The sequence below is a fragment of the Ruegeria sp. AM4 genome (assembly GCF_056540665.1).
In genome coordinates, this window is the sequence record NZ_JBQFXD010000001.1 from 326,779 (window position 1) to 340,102 (window position 13,324).

Here is a 13,324-nt window from a genome sequence, read left to right on the forward strand (position 1 = left end):
CCACCTCAAACGGTTATTCAGCGCGCATCAGCATTCCGAACAGATCGCGCGGATCATCCGGGTCCGCCAGCATATCCAATGGTTCAAAGAATTCAGTACCTTCGATGGCTTGCTTGACGTAGCGCAGGGCCGAGAAGTCTTCGATTGCAAAGCCAACGCTGTCGAACAGAGTGATCTGGCGGTCATCTTTGCGGCCCGGTACCTGATCGGTCATGACCTGCCACATCTCGATCACCGGGTGGTTGGCCTCAAGCGCCTGAATTTCACCCTCGATCCGGGTTTGTTCAGGGTATTCGACGAAAATCTCCGAGCGCAACAGAATGTCCTTGTGCAATTCGGTCTTGCCGGGGCAGTCGCCGCCGATAGCGTTGATATGCACTCCGGGCCCGACCATGTTGTCGGTCAGGATCGTGGCGTATTTCTTGTCCGCGGTGCAGGTGGTGATGATCTGCGCGCCTTCGATGGCATCTTCGGGCGTTTTGCAGGGCACGACGGTCAGCCCCTTGCCCTGCAGATTGGCGGCGCATTTGGCCGTTGCGTTGGCGTCGGTATCATAGAGCCGCACGGTGTCGATACCGCACATCGCCTTGAAGGCAAGACATTGGAATTCCGACTGCGCACCGTTGCCGATCATTGCCATCGTGGTCGCCGATTTCGGCGCCAGATAGCTGCCCACCAGTGCCGAAGTCGCCGCCGTGCGCAGCGCGGTCAGCATCGTCATCTCGGTCAGCAAAGTCGGATAGCCGGTATAGACGTCGGCCAAAAGGCCGAATGCGGTCACGGTCTGCAACCCTTCGGATGTGTTCTTGGGGTGGCCGTTGACATATTTGAAGCCATAGGCCTCGCCATCCGAGGTCGGCATCAACTCGATCACGCCATGTGGCGAATGGGCCGGAATACGAGGGGTCTTGTCAAAGTTCTCCCAACGTTTGAAATCGGCTTCGATCTGCGCCGCAATCTGGGTGATCATCTTTTCGAGGCCGACGTGATGCACAAGCCGCATCATGTTGTCGACGGAAACAAAGGGCACAAGGGCTTTTTCAGAGGGTTGCATCATTCTCTCCTAGCGGCGGGACAGGTGAATACCGGCAATCATACAGCGCACGGAGCCACCGGCAGTTTCAATAGTGGGAACGGACAGCGGTAGCGGTGTTGCGCTGGATTCGATGGCGGAAATCTGCTCGGGACTCAGCGCCCGCAAGGCGCGCGAGGACAGGGCCAGCACAAGGCCATTTGTCCCGCTCAGTTCAATCGCGTTGCCAGCGAATTCGGCGATTTGTTCGTGGGAAAGGTCAATGACCGTGCGACCGGATTCCTCCAGCCGAGAGCGTACGGTCGCGCGACGTTCGGCATCAGAGATCATATCCAGGCAAATCAGGGCATACTGCGTGCCAATGCCCATCAGAACATTGGTGTGATACACATCACGCCCTTGACTGTCCTGCGCTTCAAACGCGATGGGTTCGTAGTTGAAGTGAGTGCAGAATCTTTCCAAAAGAACCGGATCAGCACGGTTGGATTTCACCGTATAGGCAATGCGACCCACGTGATCCAGGACCATCGCCCCCGTGCCTTCCAGCGCCAGATTGTCCTGTTCGAGACCCGAGTAGTCGATGATGTCCTGAACCCGGTACTCGTGCTTCAGCATTTCGATGACATCAGCGCGACGTTCACGTCGGCGCGAAGGCACGAACATCGGATACACCGCCACATGACCGCCGGGGTGGGTAGAGAACCAGTTGTTCGGAAAAACGCTGTCTGGCGTATCCCGGTGACCGTCGTCATCGAAGACGTGAACCTTCACTCCGGCATTTCGTAGATTTTCAACCGCCTGGTCGTGCTCGTCCCTGGCGGCGTCAGATGTGGACTGCGCTGATCTGTTCGCCAGCGTTTGAAAGGCATTGTCGTGACTGGTTTCCGGGTTCGACGCAAAGGCATGCGGTCGGACCATCACGACAGCGGATGGTGACTGAAGTGAGTGCATCAGAAACTCCGTGTCGGGCGATCGAATATGCGGCGTCCCATCAGCGAGGCTGCCAGATCGACCATAAGTTTTGCGGTGCGACCGCGCTCGTCCAGAAACGGGTTCAACTCGACCAAATCCAACGAGCAGACCAAACCGCTTTCGTGCAGCAGTTCCATCACCAGATGGGCTTCACGCTCGGTTGCACCACCGGGTACGGTTGTCCCAACGGCCGGAGCGATCGCCGGGTCCAGAAAGTCGACATCCAGCGAGACATGGAGAATCCCGTTCTCGGAACGGACCTTTTCGAGAAAGGCAATCAGAGGTGCTTTGATCCCGTGTTCATCGATGCTGCGCATATCGGCGAGCATGGCGTGATCCTTCTCGAGCAGCGCGCGCTCGGCGGGATCGACGGACCGCAACCCGATCATCCCGACGCGATGGGTCGGGACCGGCGCGATCAGGGGCGGGAAGGCGTCAAACCCCGGTTGACCCGTTACATAGGCCACAGGCGTTCCGTGCAGATTGCCGCTGCTGGTACTGCTGGGCGAATGAAAGTCGCTGTGGGCGTCCAGCCAAAGCACAAAGAACGGTCTGCCGATCCGCTCGGCATGCGCCGCCATGCCCGAGACTGTTCCCATCGACAAAGCGTGGTCGCCACCCAGAATGACCGGCATGCCGTGCGGGGCGGCCTCTTGCACAGTGCGCGACAGGGCTGTGGTCCAGCCGACACATTCCGGCAGGCTAAACAGGTGCGTGTCTTCCGGTATGTCAACCGGGTCCGGCGAGGTGTCGCCCATATCCTTGACCTGATGCCCCAAGTCGCTGAAGGCGGGGACTATTCCGGCAACACGATAGGCATCGGGCCCCATCCGGCACCCTTGTCGCCGTTTGCCCGAGTCCATCGGTGCCCCGATAATGTTAAGAGATTTTTGGTCCATATGCCTATTTACCGACGCAAGATGGGTTGCGAGAAGGGATCAAATTGCTCAAAAAGAAAGCCAGACACTCGGAATGGGAACCTGACTTGGACGATTTGGATAACAGGCTTCTGAACGCCCTGCATCGCGACGCCCGTGCGTCGCTGTCGGAACTGGCGGAAACCCTTGGCGTCACGCGCACCACGGTACGCAGCCGTCTGCAACGCCTCAAACAATCGGGTGAGATCGTGGGCTTTTCGGTGGTCACACGCAGCGGTGTTGCGGAAAGCCCGGTGCGCGGATTGATGATGCTTGAGATCGAGGGGCGCGGGACCGAGCGGATCATGTCGCGTATCGCGGCGCTGCAACAGGTGAGGGCGGTGCATTCGACCAATGGCAGTTGGGATCTGATCGCCGAGATTGGCGCCGAAACGCTGGCAGAGCTGGACGGCATCCTGTTCCAGATCCGCCGCATGGACGGAATTAAACGGTCCGAGACCAACCTGCTGCTGTCCACCCGCAAGGGCCGATCCTAGCGCTGCTGGCGGTAACGCTTTGACCTGTCTGAGATTTGTGCCAAGCTTGGGCAAAGCCTGGTCCCAACAGGCAGCGCAAATGCAGGATCCGTTTGATGACAACAGAGGCAGCTCAAGACGAATCGACGCCCGGACGGTGGGCGGAAAAGATCACCACGCTGCTGGAAAAACCCGTTATCCGTATCGCGGTGCCTGTCCTGATCACTCTGATCGCGCTTGTCGTTTTGCATGAGCTCTCGGCGCATGTGAAATGGTCCGAGGTCAAGGCAGATGTAGCAGGCACGCCTTGGCGCATACTGTTCTTTGCCTTTTGCTGGACGGCCGTCAGCTTTGTTTCTCTGTCGTTTTACGATGTGCTCGCGGTGCAAAGCGTGGCGGAAGGCAAAGTGCCCCTGCCGGTCGCCGGGATGGCCGGGGCCAGCGGGTATGCGGTGTCGAACTGTCTGGGATTCTCCTACATCACCGGAACCGCGATCCGCTATCGTATCTATGCCTCACTCGGCTTGGATCTGGGGCGCGTCGCCGGGGTCATTGCGACGTCCTGGGTGGCCTTCTGGATGGGGCTGGTGCTGGTTCTGGGCCTGTTACTGACGGTTCATCCTGATGGGATATCAAATGCATTGCCGATCAGTGAAACGTTTGAGACCGCGATTGGGTTGAGCCTGTTGACCGGGCTGGTTGTCCTGTTTGTCTGGCTGTCGCGCGGAGGGCGCAGGTTTTCCTTTGCTGGCATCGGGTTTAACCTGCCCGGCGGCAAACTGGCCAGCTTGCTGACCATTGCCGCGATAGGCGACCTGTTCGGCGCCTCGATGGCTTTGTACGTACTGATGCCGGACGATCTTGGCGTCGGTTATCCCTATTTCTTCACGATCTACATCGCAGCCATCGCGGTCGGGATCCTTAGCCACGCACCGGGCGGGTTGGGGGTTTTCGAGGCGACCCTGATCGCGGGGCTGGGCGCGTCCGGGCGGTCCGACGTGATCGCGGCGCTGCTGCTTTATCGGGTCATCTACACATTCCTGCCTTTTGCAATAGCGACCCTGTCCATCGCCATCGCCTCGGCGCTGACACAACGGCACCGGATCGGCGGGGCAGCAACCTGGGTGTACCGGGCGATCCGGCCGATCGTGCCGATGGTCGCCGCCGGGGTGGCCGCCGTGGCTGGCGTGATCCTGCTGGTATCGGGTGCGCTGCCCGCCAGCTCACAAAACCTGGGCGTACTGCGCGAGGTTTTGCCGCTGTCGTTTGTCGAGGCTTCGCATCTTGCCGGCAGCGCGATTGGAGTTTTGTTGCTGCTGGTCTCACGCGGCTTGTTCCGCAAGCTCTACCGTGCCTGGGTCGTGGCGATGCTGCTGATGGTGGCGGGGTTCTTTGCCTCGCTGGCCAAAGGACTGGACACGCATGAGGCCGTGTCGATGCTGGCCACCATAGGCTTGTTGGCGATGTTCCGGGGCGCGTTCTACCGGGTTAGTGGAGCGTCGATCTTTCGCCTGAATATCCCGTGGTTGGTCAGTGTGATCGCCTTGCTGGCTGTAATCTTCTGGATCGGGCTGTTCGCCTATTCCCATGTCGAATATCAGAACGCTCTGTGGTGGGATTTTGCCTGGAAAGGCGACGCCTCGCGGTTCTTACGGTCAAGCCTGGTGGTGGCAGTGATCGTGGGGATTGTTGCCGTGACCTCTCTGTTCGGACGTGACATCCCGGCGCCGGTACGAACCGAGATACCACCCGTTGTCGCCCAGCTTGCCTTGGAAAGCGAAGATACCGAGGCGCAGATTTCGCTGACCGGCGACAAGCAGTTCCTGATTGCTCCGGACGAAAGCGCCTTTCTTGCTTATGCGGATACCGGCAATGCGCTGATCACCAAGGGTGAGCCGGTTGGCGACGAAACCGCAGGCCAGCAGTTGATTTGGCAATTGCGCGAGAGGGCCGACCGCGAGGGCAAGCTGTGCGCCTTCTACAGCGTCTCGACAAAGTATCTGCCGACATTCCTGGACCTCGGCCTGTCGATCCTGAAGATCGGCGAAGTCGCGCGCGTGCCGCTCAAGGATTTCTCGTTGGACGGAAAGTCCCGCAAACGGTTCCGGCAGGCCAAGAACCGGGCCGAACGCGAAGAGTTCGTGTTCGAGATCATCCCAAAAGAGCAAATGGCCCCGGTCTTACCGGAACTGCGGCAGATTTCAGACGACTGGCTTGCGCAAAAGGCGGGTGAGGAAAAGGGGTTCGCCCTTGGTGGCTTTGACGATGACTACCTGTCCTATTTTGATTTTGCCGTGCTGCGCGACAGCAAAACCGGCAAGATCTGGGCCTTTGCCAATCTGTTTCAGGGTGGAAACAAGTCCGAGCTGTCGCTGGACTTGATGCGCTATGAACCCGACAGCCCCAGCTTTGTCATGGACGCGTTGTTTGCGAACATGATGGTTTGGGGATCGGAGCAGGGGTTCCATTGGTTCTCGCTGGGGGCGGCACCGTTTTCGGGGATCGAGAACCGGCAGCTGGCCTCGCTTTGGAACCGGATCGGAGGGTTCGTCTACGAACATGGCGAGCAATTTTATCATTTCGAAGGCCTGCGCGCGTTCAAACAGAAATTCGACCCGGAATGGAGTCCCAACTATCTGGCGAGCCCCGGCGGTCTGGCCGCGCCGCGTATTCTTTATGAGGTCAATATCCTGATCTCGGGCGGCTTGCGCGGGCTGACCAAATAGGGATCAGTTCAGGCTTGCCCGCGTCGGGGTCTGTTCCAGAAGATCGCCCCAATCCGTGCGATACGCCATCTCGGCCAGAACGGTGTCGGGCAGGAACTCTCGGTTCTGCCTGATTTGCCAGCCGCCACCCAGCCCTTTGTAGACGGCAACCAGATTGGCCGAGACCTGCTGGCGCGCCTCAATCAGATTGGCTTGCGACCGGAGCAGGGTAGTCTGGGTGTTCAGAATGCGCGAATAGCTGGCGATGCCGTCGCGGTACTGATCAATGGCGATCTCAGCCGCACGGCGCGATGCCTCGACACTGCGTTGGTAAAACGTGACCTGCTTGCGAGCCTCGCTATAGGCGACCATCGCGCTTTCGACCTCGGAATAGGCGGTCAGAACCGTGTTCTGATAGTTGGCGATCAGCGCCTGATAGGCCGCGTCCTGCGCGCGGACGTTGTTCTGGATACGGCCATAGTTCAGCACGTTCCAGACCACTCCGGCGCTGGTCAGCCCGGTGACGCTGCTGGAACTGAACAGGTCGCGCCCGCCAGAGGCCTGCAAGCCGAAAGAGCCTGACAAAACGAATTGCGGATAAAGATCCGCCATGGCGATCCCGACCTGTGCGGATTGCGTTGCTGCGGCCAGTTCAGCGGCGCGTACGTCCGGTCGGCGGCGCAGCAATTCGGCTGGAACGCCAACCGCCACATTGGATCGCGCCGTCGGAATCCGCCCGGAATTGCCCAGCAATCCGGACATCCGCGACGGGGTGGTGCCAAGCAGAACCGCAAGCGTGTTCTTGGCCTGTTGCAGATCGCTCTCCAATTCGGGCACAAGTGCTTTGGTGTTGTTCAGCAGAGCGGTGGATTCCTGAACGTCCAATTCGGTGGTTACGCCGTTGTTGAAACGCAAATTCGTCAAGTCCAGCGACTCTTGCTGCAACTGGATATTTTCGCGGGCAACGGCAAGCGCCTCCTGCAACGAGCGGATGTTGATGTAGAGCGCGGCGACATCGCCGGTCAGTGTCACCAGCGCATCGTCGTAATTGGCCACTTGCAGGGCCAAATTCGAGCGCGCAGCCTGAATGCCCCGGCGTTGTGCGCCCCAGACGTCCAGCTCCCATTGCGCATCAAATCCGACCTGCGAGGTTGAAAACTCGGTGTCCAGCGGGATGATGCGCCGGATGTCTGAGATCGGGCCGAGGTTTTCGCTGATCCGGCGTTGTTCCAACGATCCGCCTGCGACCTGCGACTGCGGATAAAGCTCGCCAAAGGCGATGCCCAACTGCGCGCGCGCCTGAAGCACCCTTGCACCGGCGACTTGCAAGCTGAGGTTCTGGGCGTAGGCTTCGGCAATCAACCGGTTGAGTGTCGGGTCGTTGAAGGTTTCCCACCATTTGACCACCGGCGCGCTGCGCGAGGTCAGGCCGCTGGCGTTTGCGCCGGGATTGTTGGCCTCCATCCACTGTTTCACCACCGGAGAGTTCGGGCGCACAAAGTCCGGCCCCACCGGCGCGCAGGCCGCAAGTGTTGCAGCGCAAAGAACGGAGCCCATCAGCCGGCGGAGTGTCATGGCACGCATCCTCAGATATCCAATGGTCGGATGAAATTGGCAAAGGAATAGAGGCGGATGTTGATACGCCTCAGAAACTCAAAGCTTTTTCCCTGACCGGTGTAAATTGCCACCGCCGCATGGCCACCAGCGGGAAATGTGTGACCTTCGGGCACATCCACGTTGATCTGAACAGCAATCCGGCCCGGAATTTTGGGTATCTCAAAGCCGGGCAGGCGGCCCGAGGGCAGGTATTGCCCCTGACGGGTGGCCCACCAGATGGCCTCGACCTTGCCGGTCAGAATCTCTCCGGGATAAAGGTCCAACGCCACTTCGACCGGTTGGCCGGGTTCTACAAATTTCAGGTTCTGCTGGCGGAACGTGGCGAGGATATAGGGATGATCTTCGGTCACGAAACTGGCGATTGCACCCAGTCGGATATCGCCCACGACCAGGCCGGGTCGGGCCTGTTGTGACACGATCATCCCGTTTTCCGGGGCGTATATCGTCGTTTGTTCAAGAAAATACTCGGCTTCGGACAATTGCGCCTGGGCTTGCAGGATGCCGGTGTTCACACCGTCGATCTGGGAATTCAGCGCCAGTTGCGATTTCTCCAGATTGGCCTCGGCCTGTTTGACCGCCGCTTGGTCTTCGGTGACCTGTTCGTTCCAGCGATCCAGTTCGTCCTGACGCGCGCCACCGGCAGGCACTAGGTTTTCGTACCGCGCCTGCTGCGTCTGAGCGTAGGCCAGCTGCGCATTGGCGCGCTCGACCGCTTCGGTCGACGAAATCACGTCCTGTTCGAGTATCTTCGCGTTCTGCTGCGCCGCAACCAGTTGCGCCTTTGCATTGTCGACCGCCAGAGAAAACACAGTGTCGTCAAAACGATAGAGCGGCTGACCCTTGGTGACGATGGTGTTGGGTTCGACCAGCACCTCGGTCAGGATGGTGGGCTGCGTCAGTTTGGGAACGATCTGGATTGTCGACCGCACAACATGACTATCGACCGAGAAGGGCTGGAAAAATCGCAGGGCGACCAGAAAGATCAGCAACAGATGCGCGCCAACCCAGAACGAGACGATGCCCCAGGTGATATTGAATTTCAGCCATTGCGCCTTGAAGAAAATGAACCAGACGAAAATGATGTAAAAGAGCGTGATGCCCAGCGCGACGAACATTTTTTGTGACTTCCTTTGGCCTTAGCTCTTTTCGGTTTCGTCGGATGCGGGCTGATATTCGTCCTTTACCTTGCCACCCAGCCGTTCGATGTCTTTGCGGATGGCGTCTTTCTCTTCATCCGGGCCGCGACGAATATCGACGGTGACGCCGTCGTGGAATGCCCACATAAAGGCATGCACCCAAGGGACCACGGCGAGAAACCCCATCCAGCCCATGATCTTGACAGCCTCGGCATGCGGGTGATTGCGCTTGATGGCGATGCGACCGGGCAGTCCCATCAGAAACAGAAACAGCGCCATGACCGCTGCAAGCAGCAGTATCAGGGCAACAAATGTCAGATAGTCGTAATAGCCTAGCGGCTGTCCCAGTAGTCCCATGCTCGCGCCTCCGGTTGGGAAGGTTGTCCTATCCTCAGTTGTTGGTGCCCACTTCGTCAATCAGTTTGTAGCTTGTCGGCGGGTCGGCACAGATCGTCGGGCCACATTCGATCAGGGCGGAGCCCGCGTTCAAGACCGCGAGGCCCAACATGACGAAGAAAGCGAACCGTGCCAGTTTGTTTCCGCCGAACCGTTCCGTATCCGGCTCCGACGCATATTGCCGGTCGAACATCAGCATCACCGCCGTGCCCAGCAGGATCAGGAAAAAGCAGATCGCGGCCCAAGTGTAATAGTGTAGCCCCAGGACCGGAGAACCATAGTGGCCCGTGCCTGGTACGATGTGCAGCAGGATCTGGCGTACGGCGACGCTGCCGCCGAACAGGGCGGCAAGCAGCATCAGGGCATAATGTTGCGGGCGCGGCCCATAAAGCAGGTTCAGGCCCAACCCGACGCCCACCGCGACAAAGCCGACCCTTTGCAACAGGCATAACGGGCAGGGGAGTTCGTAGAGCGCGATCTGGTAACCGAATGCCAGCGCCAGCACGATACTGACCGCCAATGCGCCAAGCGCGTTTAGGGTCCGGGACAGTTCTTGTGTCATCATCATTGGTCCCTATAGCTGAATGGTGAGTTGGCTGGTTGCATGGTACTTCAGCCAATAGACGCTCAACGCCAGCGTGATCAGGAACAGCGTTGTTCCTGCTTTGGTGCGACCGTAATAGTTCAGGCCCATTGTGGCCGTAAATAACGTAAACAAAAGCGCGATCATGGCCCGGTTCTCCCCTTCCGAGTGCCAGTTTTCGGTTCCGTGGATACTGGCAGGCCAATCGGACTCTGACAAGGTGTATGAGCGTAACTATCGGAAAAGGCGAGTGAACCTTCCCAGGCAAGACGCAAACCGGGGTAGCTGGACACCTTAAACAAAACGCCCCGCCGGGTCGGGCGGGGCGTCCATTTTTTGGGTCATGTGGATCAGGCGGTTTCGTCAGCGGGCTTGGGCCCGCCTTTGCCGCCTTTGATCCATTCACGCAGCCCTTGCATCACTGCGTAAAGCACCGGCACAAGGATCACGCCGAACAGGGTTGCGGCCAGCATACCGCCGAAAACGGCCACGCCGATGGCCTTTTGGCTGGCCGCGCCGGCACCACTTGCTGCCAGCAGCGGCACAACGCCCAGCAGGAAGGACAGCGCAGTCATCATCACGGCGCGGAAACGCTGATGCGCAGCTTCGGCAGCAGCGTCCTTGATCGACAGCCCTTTGGCGCGCTGCTCCATCGCGAATTCAACGATCAGAATGCCGTTCTTCGATGCGAGGCCAACCAGCATGATCATTCCGATCTGCGTATAGAGGTTGATGTCACTGCCGACGATCGCGACCGCGGCCACCGCACCAAACAGCGCGACAATGACCGACAGAAGGATCGACACCGGCATGGTCCAACTTTCGTATTGCCCAACAAGGAACAGATACCCGAACAGGATCGCCAGCCCCAGAATGACGATGACCAGACCGCCGGACGCCAGCTGTTGCTGCGCGGTGCCGGTCCACTCAAAGGCGTATCCCGGGGGCAGGGCGGTTTGCGATTCTTCTGTCATCACATTGATCGCATCACCCGTGGACAGCCCCGGCGCAGGCACGGCTGTCACCGTCGCCGACCGGAAGAGATTGTGCCGTTTCAGCAGAACCGGGCCCAGCACGTTCTCGACATCGATCAGCGTGCCCAGCGGTACCATCTCGCCCTTGGTCGACCGGACATAGAGGTTCGAGATGTCCTCGACATTGTCCCGATACGAACCTTCGGCCTGGATCATCACGCGATAAACGCGCCCGAACAGGTTGAAGTCGTTCACGTAGTACGAACCCAATTGCGCCTGCATGGTCTGGAAAATCTCGGCCACCGAAACTTGCAGTGTCTTGGCCTTTTCCCGATCCAGATCGACGAATAGCTGAGGTACATTGGCCCGGAACGTCGTATAGGCCTGCCCGATTTCAGGCCGCTGGTTCGCCGAATAGACAAACGAGCCCACTGCCGACGCCAGATCCTGAGGGGTACCGCCTCCGGTTTGCTGAACCTCCATCTCGACGCCTGCAGACATGCCGAGGCCCTGGATGGGCGGCGGATTGAAAGCCACGATCGAGGCGGCGGATTCGCCGTTGGCGATGGCCAGAACCTTGCCCAGAATGGCGTTGGCACTCAGGTCATCCTCTTGCCGTTCGTCCCAGTTGTCGAGGTTGACAAAGATCGCTGCACCGTTGGTGGTGGTCCCGTTCAGCAGCGAAAAACCGTTGATCAAAACGGTACTGGCAACGCCCGGGATTTGCTGGATTTGCTCATCGACACGGGCAGAAACCGTTTCGGTTCGTTCCAGTGTCGCGGCGTCAGGCAGTTGGATGTCGACGAAGAGGTACCCGTTGTCTTCCAGTGGCAGGAAGCCGCTGGATGTGTTCGACATGATGGTCACGCTGCCAAAGGCGAAGCCCCCGATAATAGCCAGCGAGACCACGGGAATGATCAGCAGTTTCCGCACAATGGCGACGTAGCCGCTGCGCACCGATCCGATGAAGCCTTCAAACACAGCCAACAGACCTTTGGGGGGTCCCGACCGCGCCTGCAGCATCAGCCCGCACAAGGCGGGTGACAGCGTCAGCGCGTTGATCGACGAGATCACAACGGCTGTCGAGATCGTAACCGCGAACTGCGAATAGAGTCGTCCCGAGATGCCGGGCATGAACGTCACCGGCACGAACACGGCCAACAGAACGAGCGTGGTTGCAATGACAGGTCCGGTGATTTGCCCCATCGCCTTGCGCGTGGCTTCGGCCGGGGGCAGCCCTTCATCCGCGATGATCCGCTCGACGTTCTCAACCACAACGATGGCGTCATCCACCACGATACCGATGGCCAGTACCAAAGCGAACAACGAGATTGTGTTGAGGGACATGCCAAAGGCCAGAAGGAAAGCGAAAGTCCCGATCAGTGAAACCGGGATCGCAACGGCCGGGATGATCGTGGCGCGCCAACTGCCAAGGAAGACAAAGACAACCGAGATCACCAGAATGAAGGTCAGAATCAGCGTTGAAACCACATCGTTCAGCGATTGCTCGACAAAGTCAGTCGTGTTGAACGGGACCTGATATTCGACGTCCGTAGGGAAGGAGCGAGACAGCCGTTCAAGCTCGGCCTGGACACGTTCGGATACTGCCAGCGCATTGGCACCAGGTGCCTGATAGATACCAAGCACGGTTGCCGGGACACTCTCGAAGAAACCTGATGCCGCATAGTATTCGGCGCCAAGCTCCACCCTCGCGATGTCCCGGACCCGTACGATCGAACCCGCGTCGCCGGTGCGGATGACAATCTCACCAAATTCGGCAGCCGATGTCAGACGTCCCTTTGTCTTGATCGTGTATTGAAACGTCTGGCCTTCGGGCACCGGGGGCGCACCGATAGAACCTGCTGACACTTCGATATTCTGCTCCCGAATGGCATTGATGACATCGCCCGGCGTGATTGAAAGGGCGGCCATCTTGTCCGGATCCATCCAGACCCGCATGGCATATTCGAGATTGGTCAGAACGTCCGCCTTGCCGACACCTTGAACCCGCGCCAGCGCGTCTTTGAGGTTGATCGAGGCATAGTTGGACAGAAATACGCTGTCATATGTCTTGTTTGGCGAGGTCAGCGTGACCAGCAACAGCATGTTGGTCGAGGCTTTTTGCGTCACAACTCCGGAAGATGTCACTTCGGTTGGCAGCGAAGACATGGCCTGCGCCACACGGTTCTGCACGTTCACCGACGCGATATCCGGGTCTGTGCCAACTTCGAACGTAATATTCAATGAATACGAGCCGTTATCGGCGGACGTTGACGTCATGTAGATCATGTCGTCCACGCCGTTCACCTGCGCCTCAATCGGCGCGGCGACGGTGTTTTCAACCGTCTCGGCATTGGCACCGGTATAGGTGGTGGTCACGCTGACCACTGGCGGAGTGATGTCCGGGAACTGTGCGACCGGCAGCACCAGATATCCGATGCCGCCCATGATCGTGAGAACAAGCGAAATAACAAGCGCCAGCTTGGGCCGGCTGATGAACAGGGCTGAGAACATC

At 58.9% G+C, this 13,324-nt stretch carries 11 protein-coding genes; 2 read left to right on the plus strand and 9 right to left on the minus strand.

Annotation, left to right across the window (positions count from 1 at the left end; genetic code table 11):
- Window positions 1–13: 13 nt before the first annotated feature.
- The 3 genes from ACR0JA_RS01615 to rocF are packed head-to-tail and all read right to left on the minus strand — an operon-like array spanning window position 14 to window position 2,904.
- Window positions 14–1,057, minus strand: coding sequence for an ornithine cyclodeaminase (locus ACR0JA_RS01615; protein WP_480569034.1), 1,044 nt, complete (start codon window positions 1,055–1,057; stop codon window positions 14–16).
- Between the two features lie 6 nt (window positions 1,058–1,063).
- Window positions 1,064–1,984 carry a citrulline utilization hydrolase CtlX gene (gene ctlX / locus ACR0JA_RS01620; protein ID WP_480569037.1) on the minus strand — a complete coding sequence of 307 codons (921 nt, stop codon included), beginning with the start codon at window positions 1,982–1,984 and terminating at the stop codon, window positions 1,064–1,066.
- Complete coding sequence (gene rocF / locus ACR0JA_RS01625) at window positions 1,984–2,904, minus strand: arginase (protein ID WP_480569040.1); 921 nt, start codon at window positions 2,902–2,904, stop codon at window positions 1,984–1,986. The genes ctlX and rocF overlap by 1 nt, the downstream gene beginning before the upstream one ends.
- Window positions 2,905–2,990: 86 nt before the next feature.
- Here rocF and ACR0JA_RS01630 point away from each other — a divergent pair, with 86 nt between their 5' ends.
- Entirely contained in the window at window positions 2,991–3,419 is a 429-nt protein-coding gene (locus tag ACR0JA_RS01630) for an Lrp/AsnC family transcriptional regulator (protein WP_480569042.1), read from the plus strand.
- Between the two features lie 95 nt (window positions 3,420–3,514).
- Window positions 3,515–6,124: a bifunctional lysylphosphatidylglycerol flippase/synthetase MprF gene (gene mprF / locus ACR0JA_RS01635; RefSeq protein WP_480569044.1), complete on the plus strand. Its 2,610-nt coding sequence runs from the start codon at window positions 3,515–3,517 to the stop codon at window positions 6,122–6,124.
- 3 nt (window positions 6,125–6,127) lie between these two features.
- Here mprF and ACR0JA_RS01640 read toward each other — a convergent pair whose 3' ends face one another.
- From ACR0JA_RS01640 to ACR0JA_RS01665, 6 genes are all read right to left on the minus strand, one after another.
- Window positions 6,128–7,678 carry an efflux transporter outer membrane subunit gene (locus ACR0JA_RS01640; protein WP_480569047.1) on the minus strand — a complete coding sequence of 517 codons (1,551 nt, stop codon included), beginning with the start codon at window positions 7,676–7,678 and terminating at the stop codon, window positions 6,128–6,130.
- Between the two features lie 11 nt (window positions 7,679–7,689).
- Window positions 7,690–8,835 carry an HlyD family secretion protein gene (locus ACR0JA_RS01645; protein WP_480569050.1) on the minus strand — a complete coding sequence of 382 codons (1,146 nt, stop codon included), beginning with the start codon at window positions 8,833–8,835 and terminating at the stop codon, window positions 7,690–7,692.
- Window positions 8,836–8,856: 21 nt separating this feature from the next.
- Complete coding sequence (locus ACR0JA_RS01650; protein WP_480569053.1) at window positions 8,857–9,213, minus strand: DUF3302 domain-containing protein; 357 nt, start codon at window positions 9,211–9,213, stop codon at window positions 8,857–8,859.
- A 34-nt stretch (window positions 9,214–9,247) separates the two neighbouring features.
- Window positions 9,248–9,814 (minus strand): disulfide bond formation protein B, encoded by a 567-nt coding sequence (locus tag ACR0JA_RS01655; RefSeq protein ID WP_480569056.1) that lies wholly within the window; start codon window positions 9,812–9,814, stop codon window positions 9,248–9,250.
- Window positions 9,815–9,826: 12 nt separating this feature from the next.
- On the minus strand, window positions 9,827–9,982 hold the full coding sequence (locus ACR0JA_RS01660) for a DUF5993 family protein (RefSeq protein ID WP_480569059.1): 156 nt from the start codon (window positions 9,980–9,982) through the stop codon (window positions 9,827–9,829).
- 203 nt (window positions 9,983–10,185) lie between these two features.
- Entirely contained in the window at window positions 10,186–13,323 is a 3,138-nt protein-coding gene (locus ACR0JA_RS01665; protein ID WP_480569061.1) for an efflux RND transporter permease subunit, read from the minus strand.
- Between the last annotated feature and the right edge of the window lies 1 nt (window position 13,324).

Excerpts from the sequence above, each read along its gene's own strand:
- rocF (WP_480569040.1), bottom strand. The coding sequence starts at position 2,904 with ATGGACCAAAAATCTCTTAACATTATCGGGGCACCGATGGACTCGGGC.
- ACR0JA_RS01645 (WP_480569050.1), bottom strand. The coding sequence starts at position 8,835 with ATGTTCGTCGCGCTGGGCATCACGCTCTTTTACATCATTTTCGTCTGG.
- ACR0JA_RS01660 (WP_480569059.1), bottom strand. The coding sequence starts at position 9,982 with ATGATCGCGCTTTTGTTTACGTTATTTACGGCCACAATGGGCCTGAAC.
- ACR0JA_RS01655 (WP_480569056.1), bottom strand. The coding sequence starts at position 9,814 with ATGACACAAGAACTGTCCCGGACCCTAAACGCGCTTGGCGCATTGGCG.
- ACR0JA_RS01665 (WP_480569061.1), bottom strand. The coding sequence starts at position 13,323 with ATGTTCTCAGCCCTGTTCATCAGCCGGCCCAAGCTGGCGCTTGTTATT.
- ACR0JA_RS01615 (WP_480569034.1), bottom strand. The coding sequence starts at position 1,057 with ATGATGCAACCCTCTGAAAAAGCCCTTGTGCCCTTTGTTTCCGTCGAC.
- ACR0JA_RS01650 (WP_480569053.1), bottom strand. The coding sequence starts at position 9,213 with ATGGGACTACTGGGACAGCCGCTAGGCTATTACGACTATCTGACATTT.
- ACR0JA_RS01640 (WP_480569047.1), bottom strand. The coding sequence starts at position 7,678 with ATGACACTCCGCCGGCTGATGGGCTCCGTTCTTTGCGCTGCAACACTT.
- mprF (WP_480569044.1), top strand. The coding sequence starts at position 3,515 with ATGACAACAGAGGCAGCTCAAGACGAATCGACGCCCGGACGGTGGGCG.
- ctlX (WP_480569037.1), bottom strand. The coding sequence starts at position 1,984 with ATGCACTCACTTCAGTCACCATCCGCTGTCGTGATGGTCCGACCGCAT.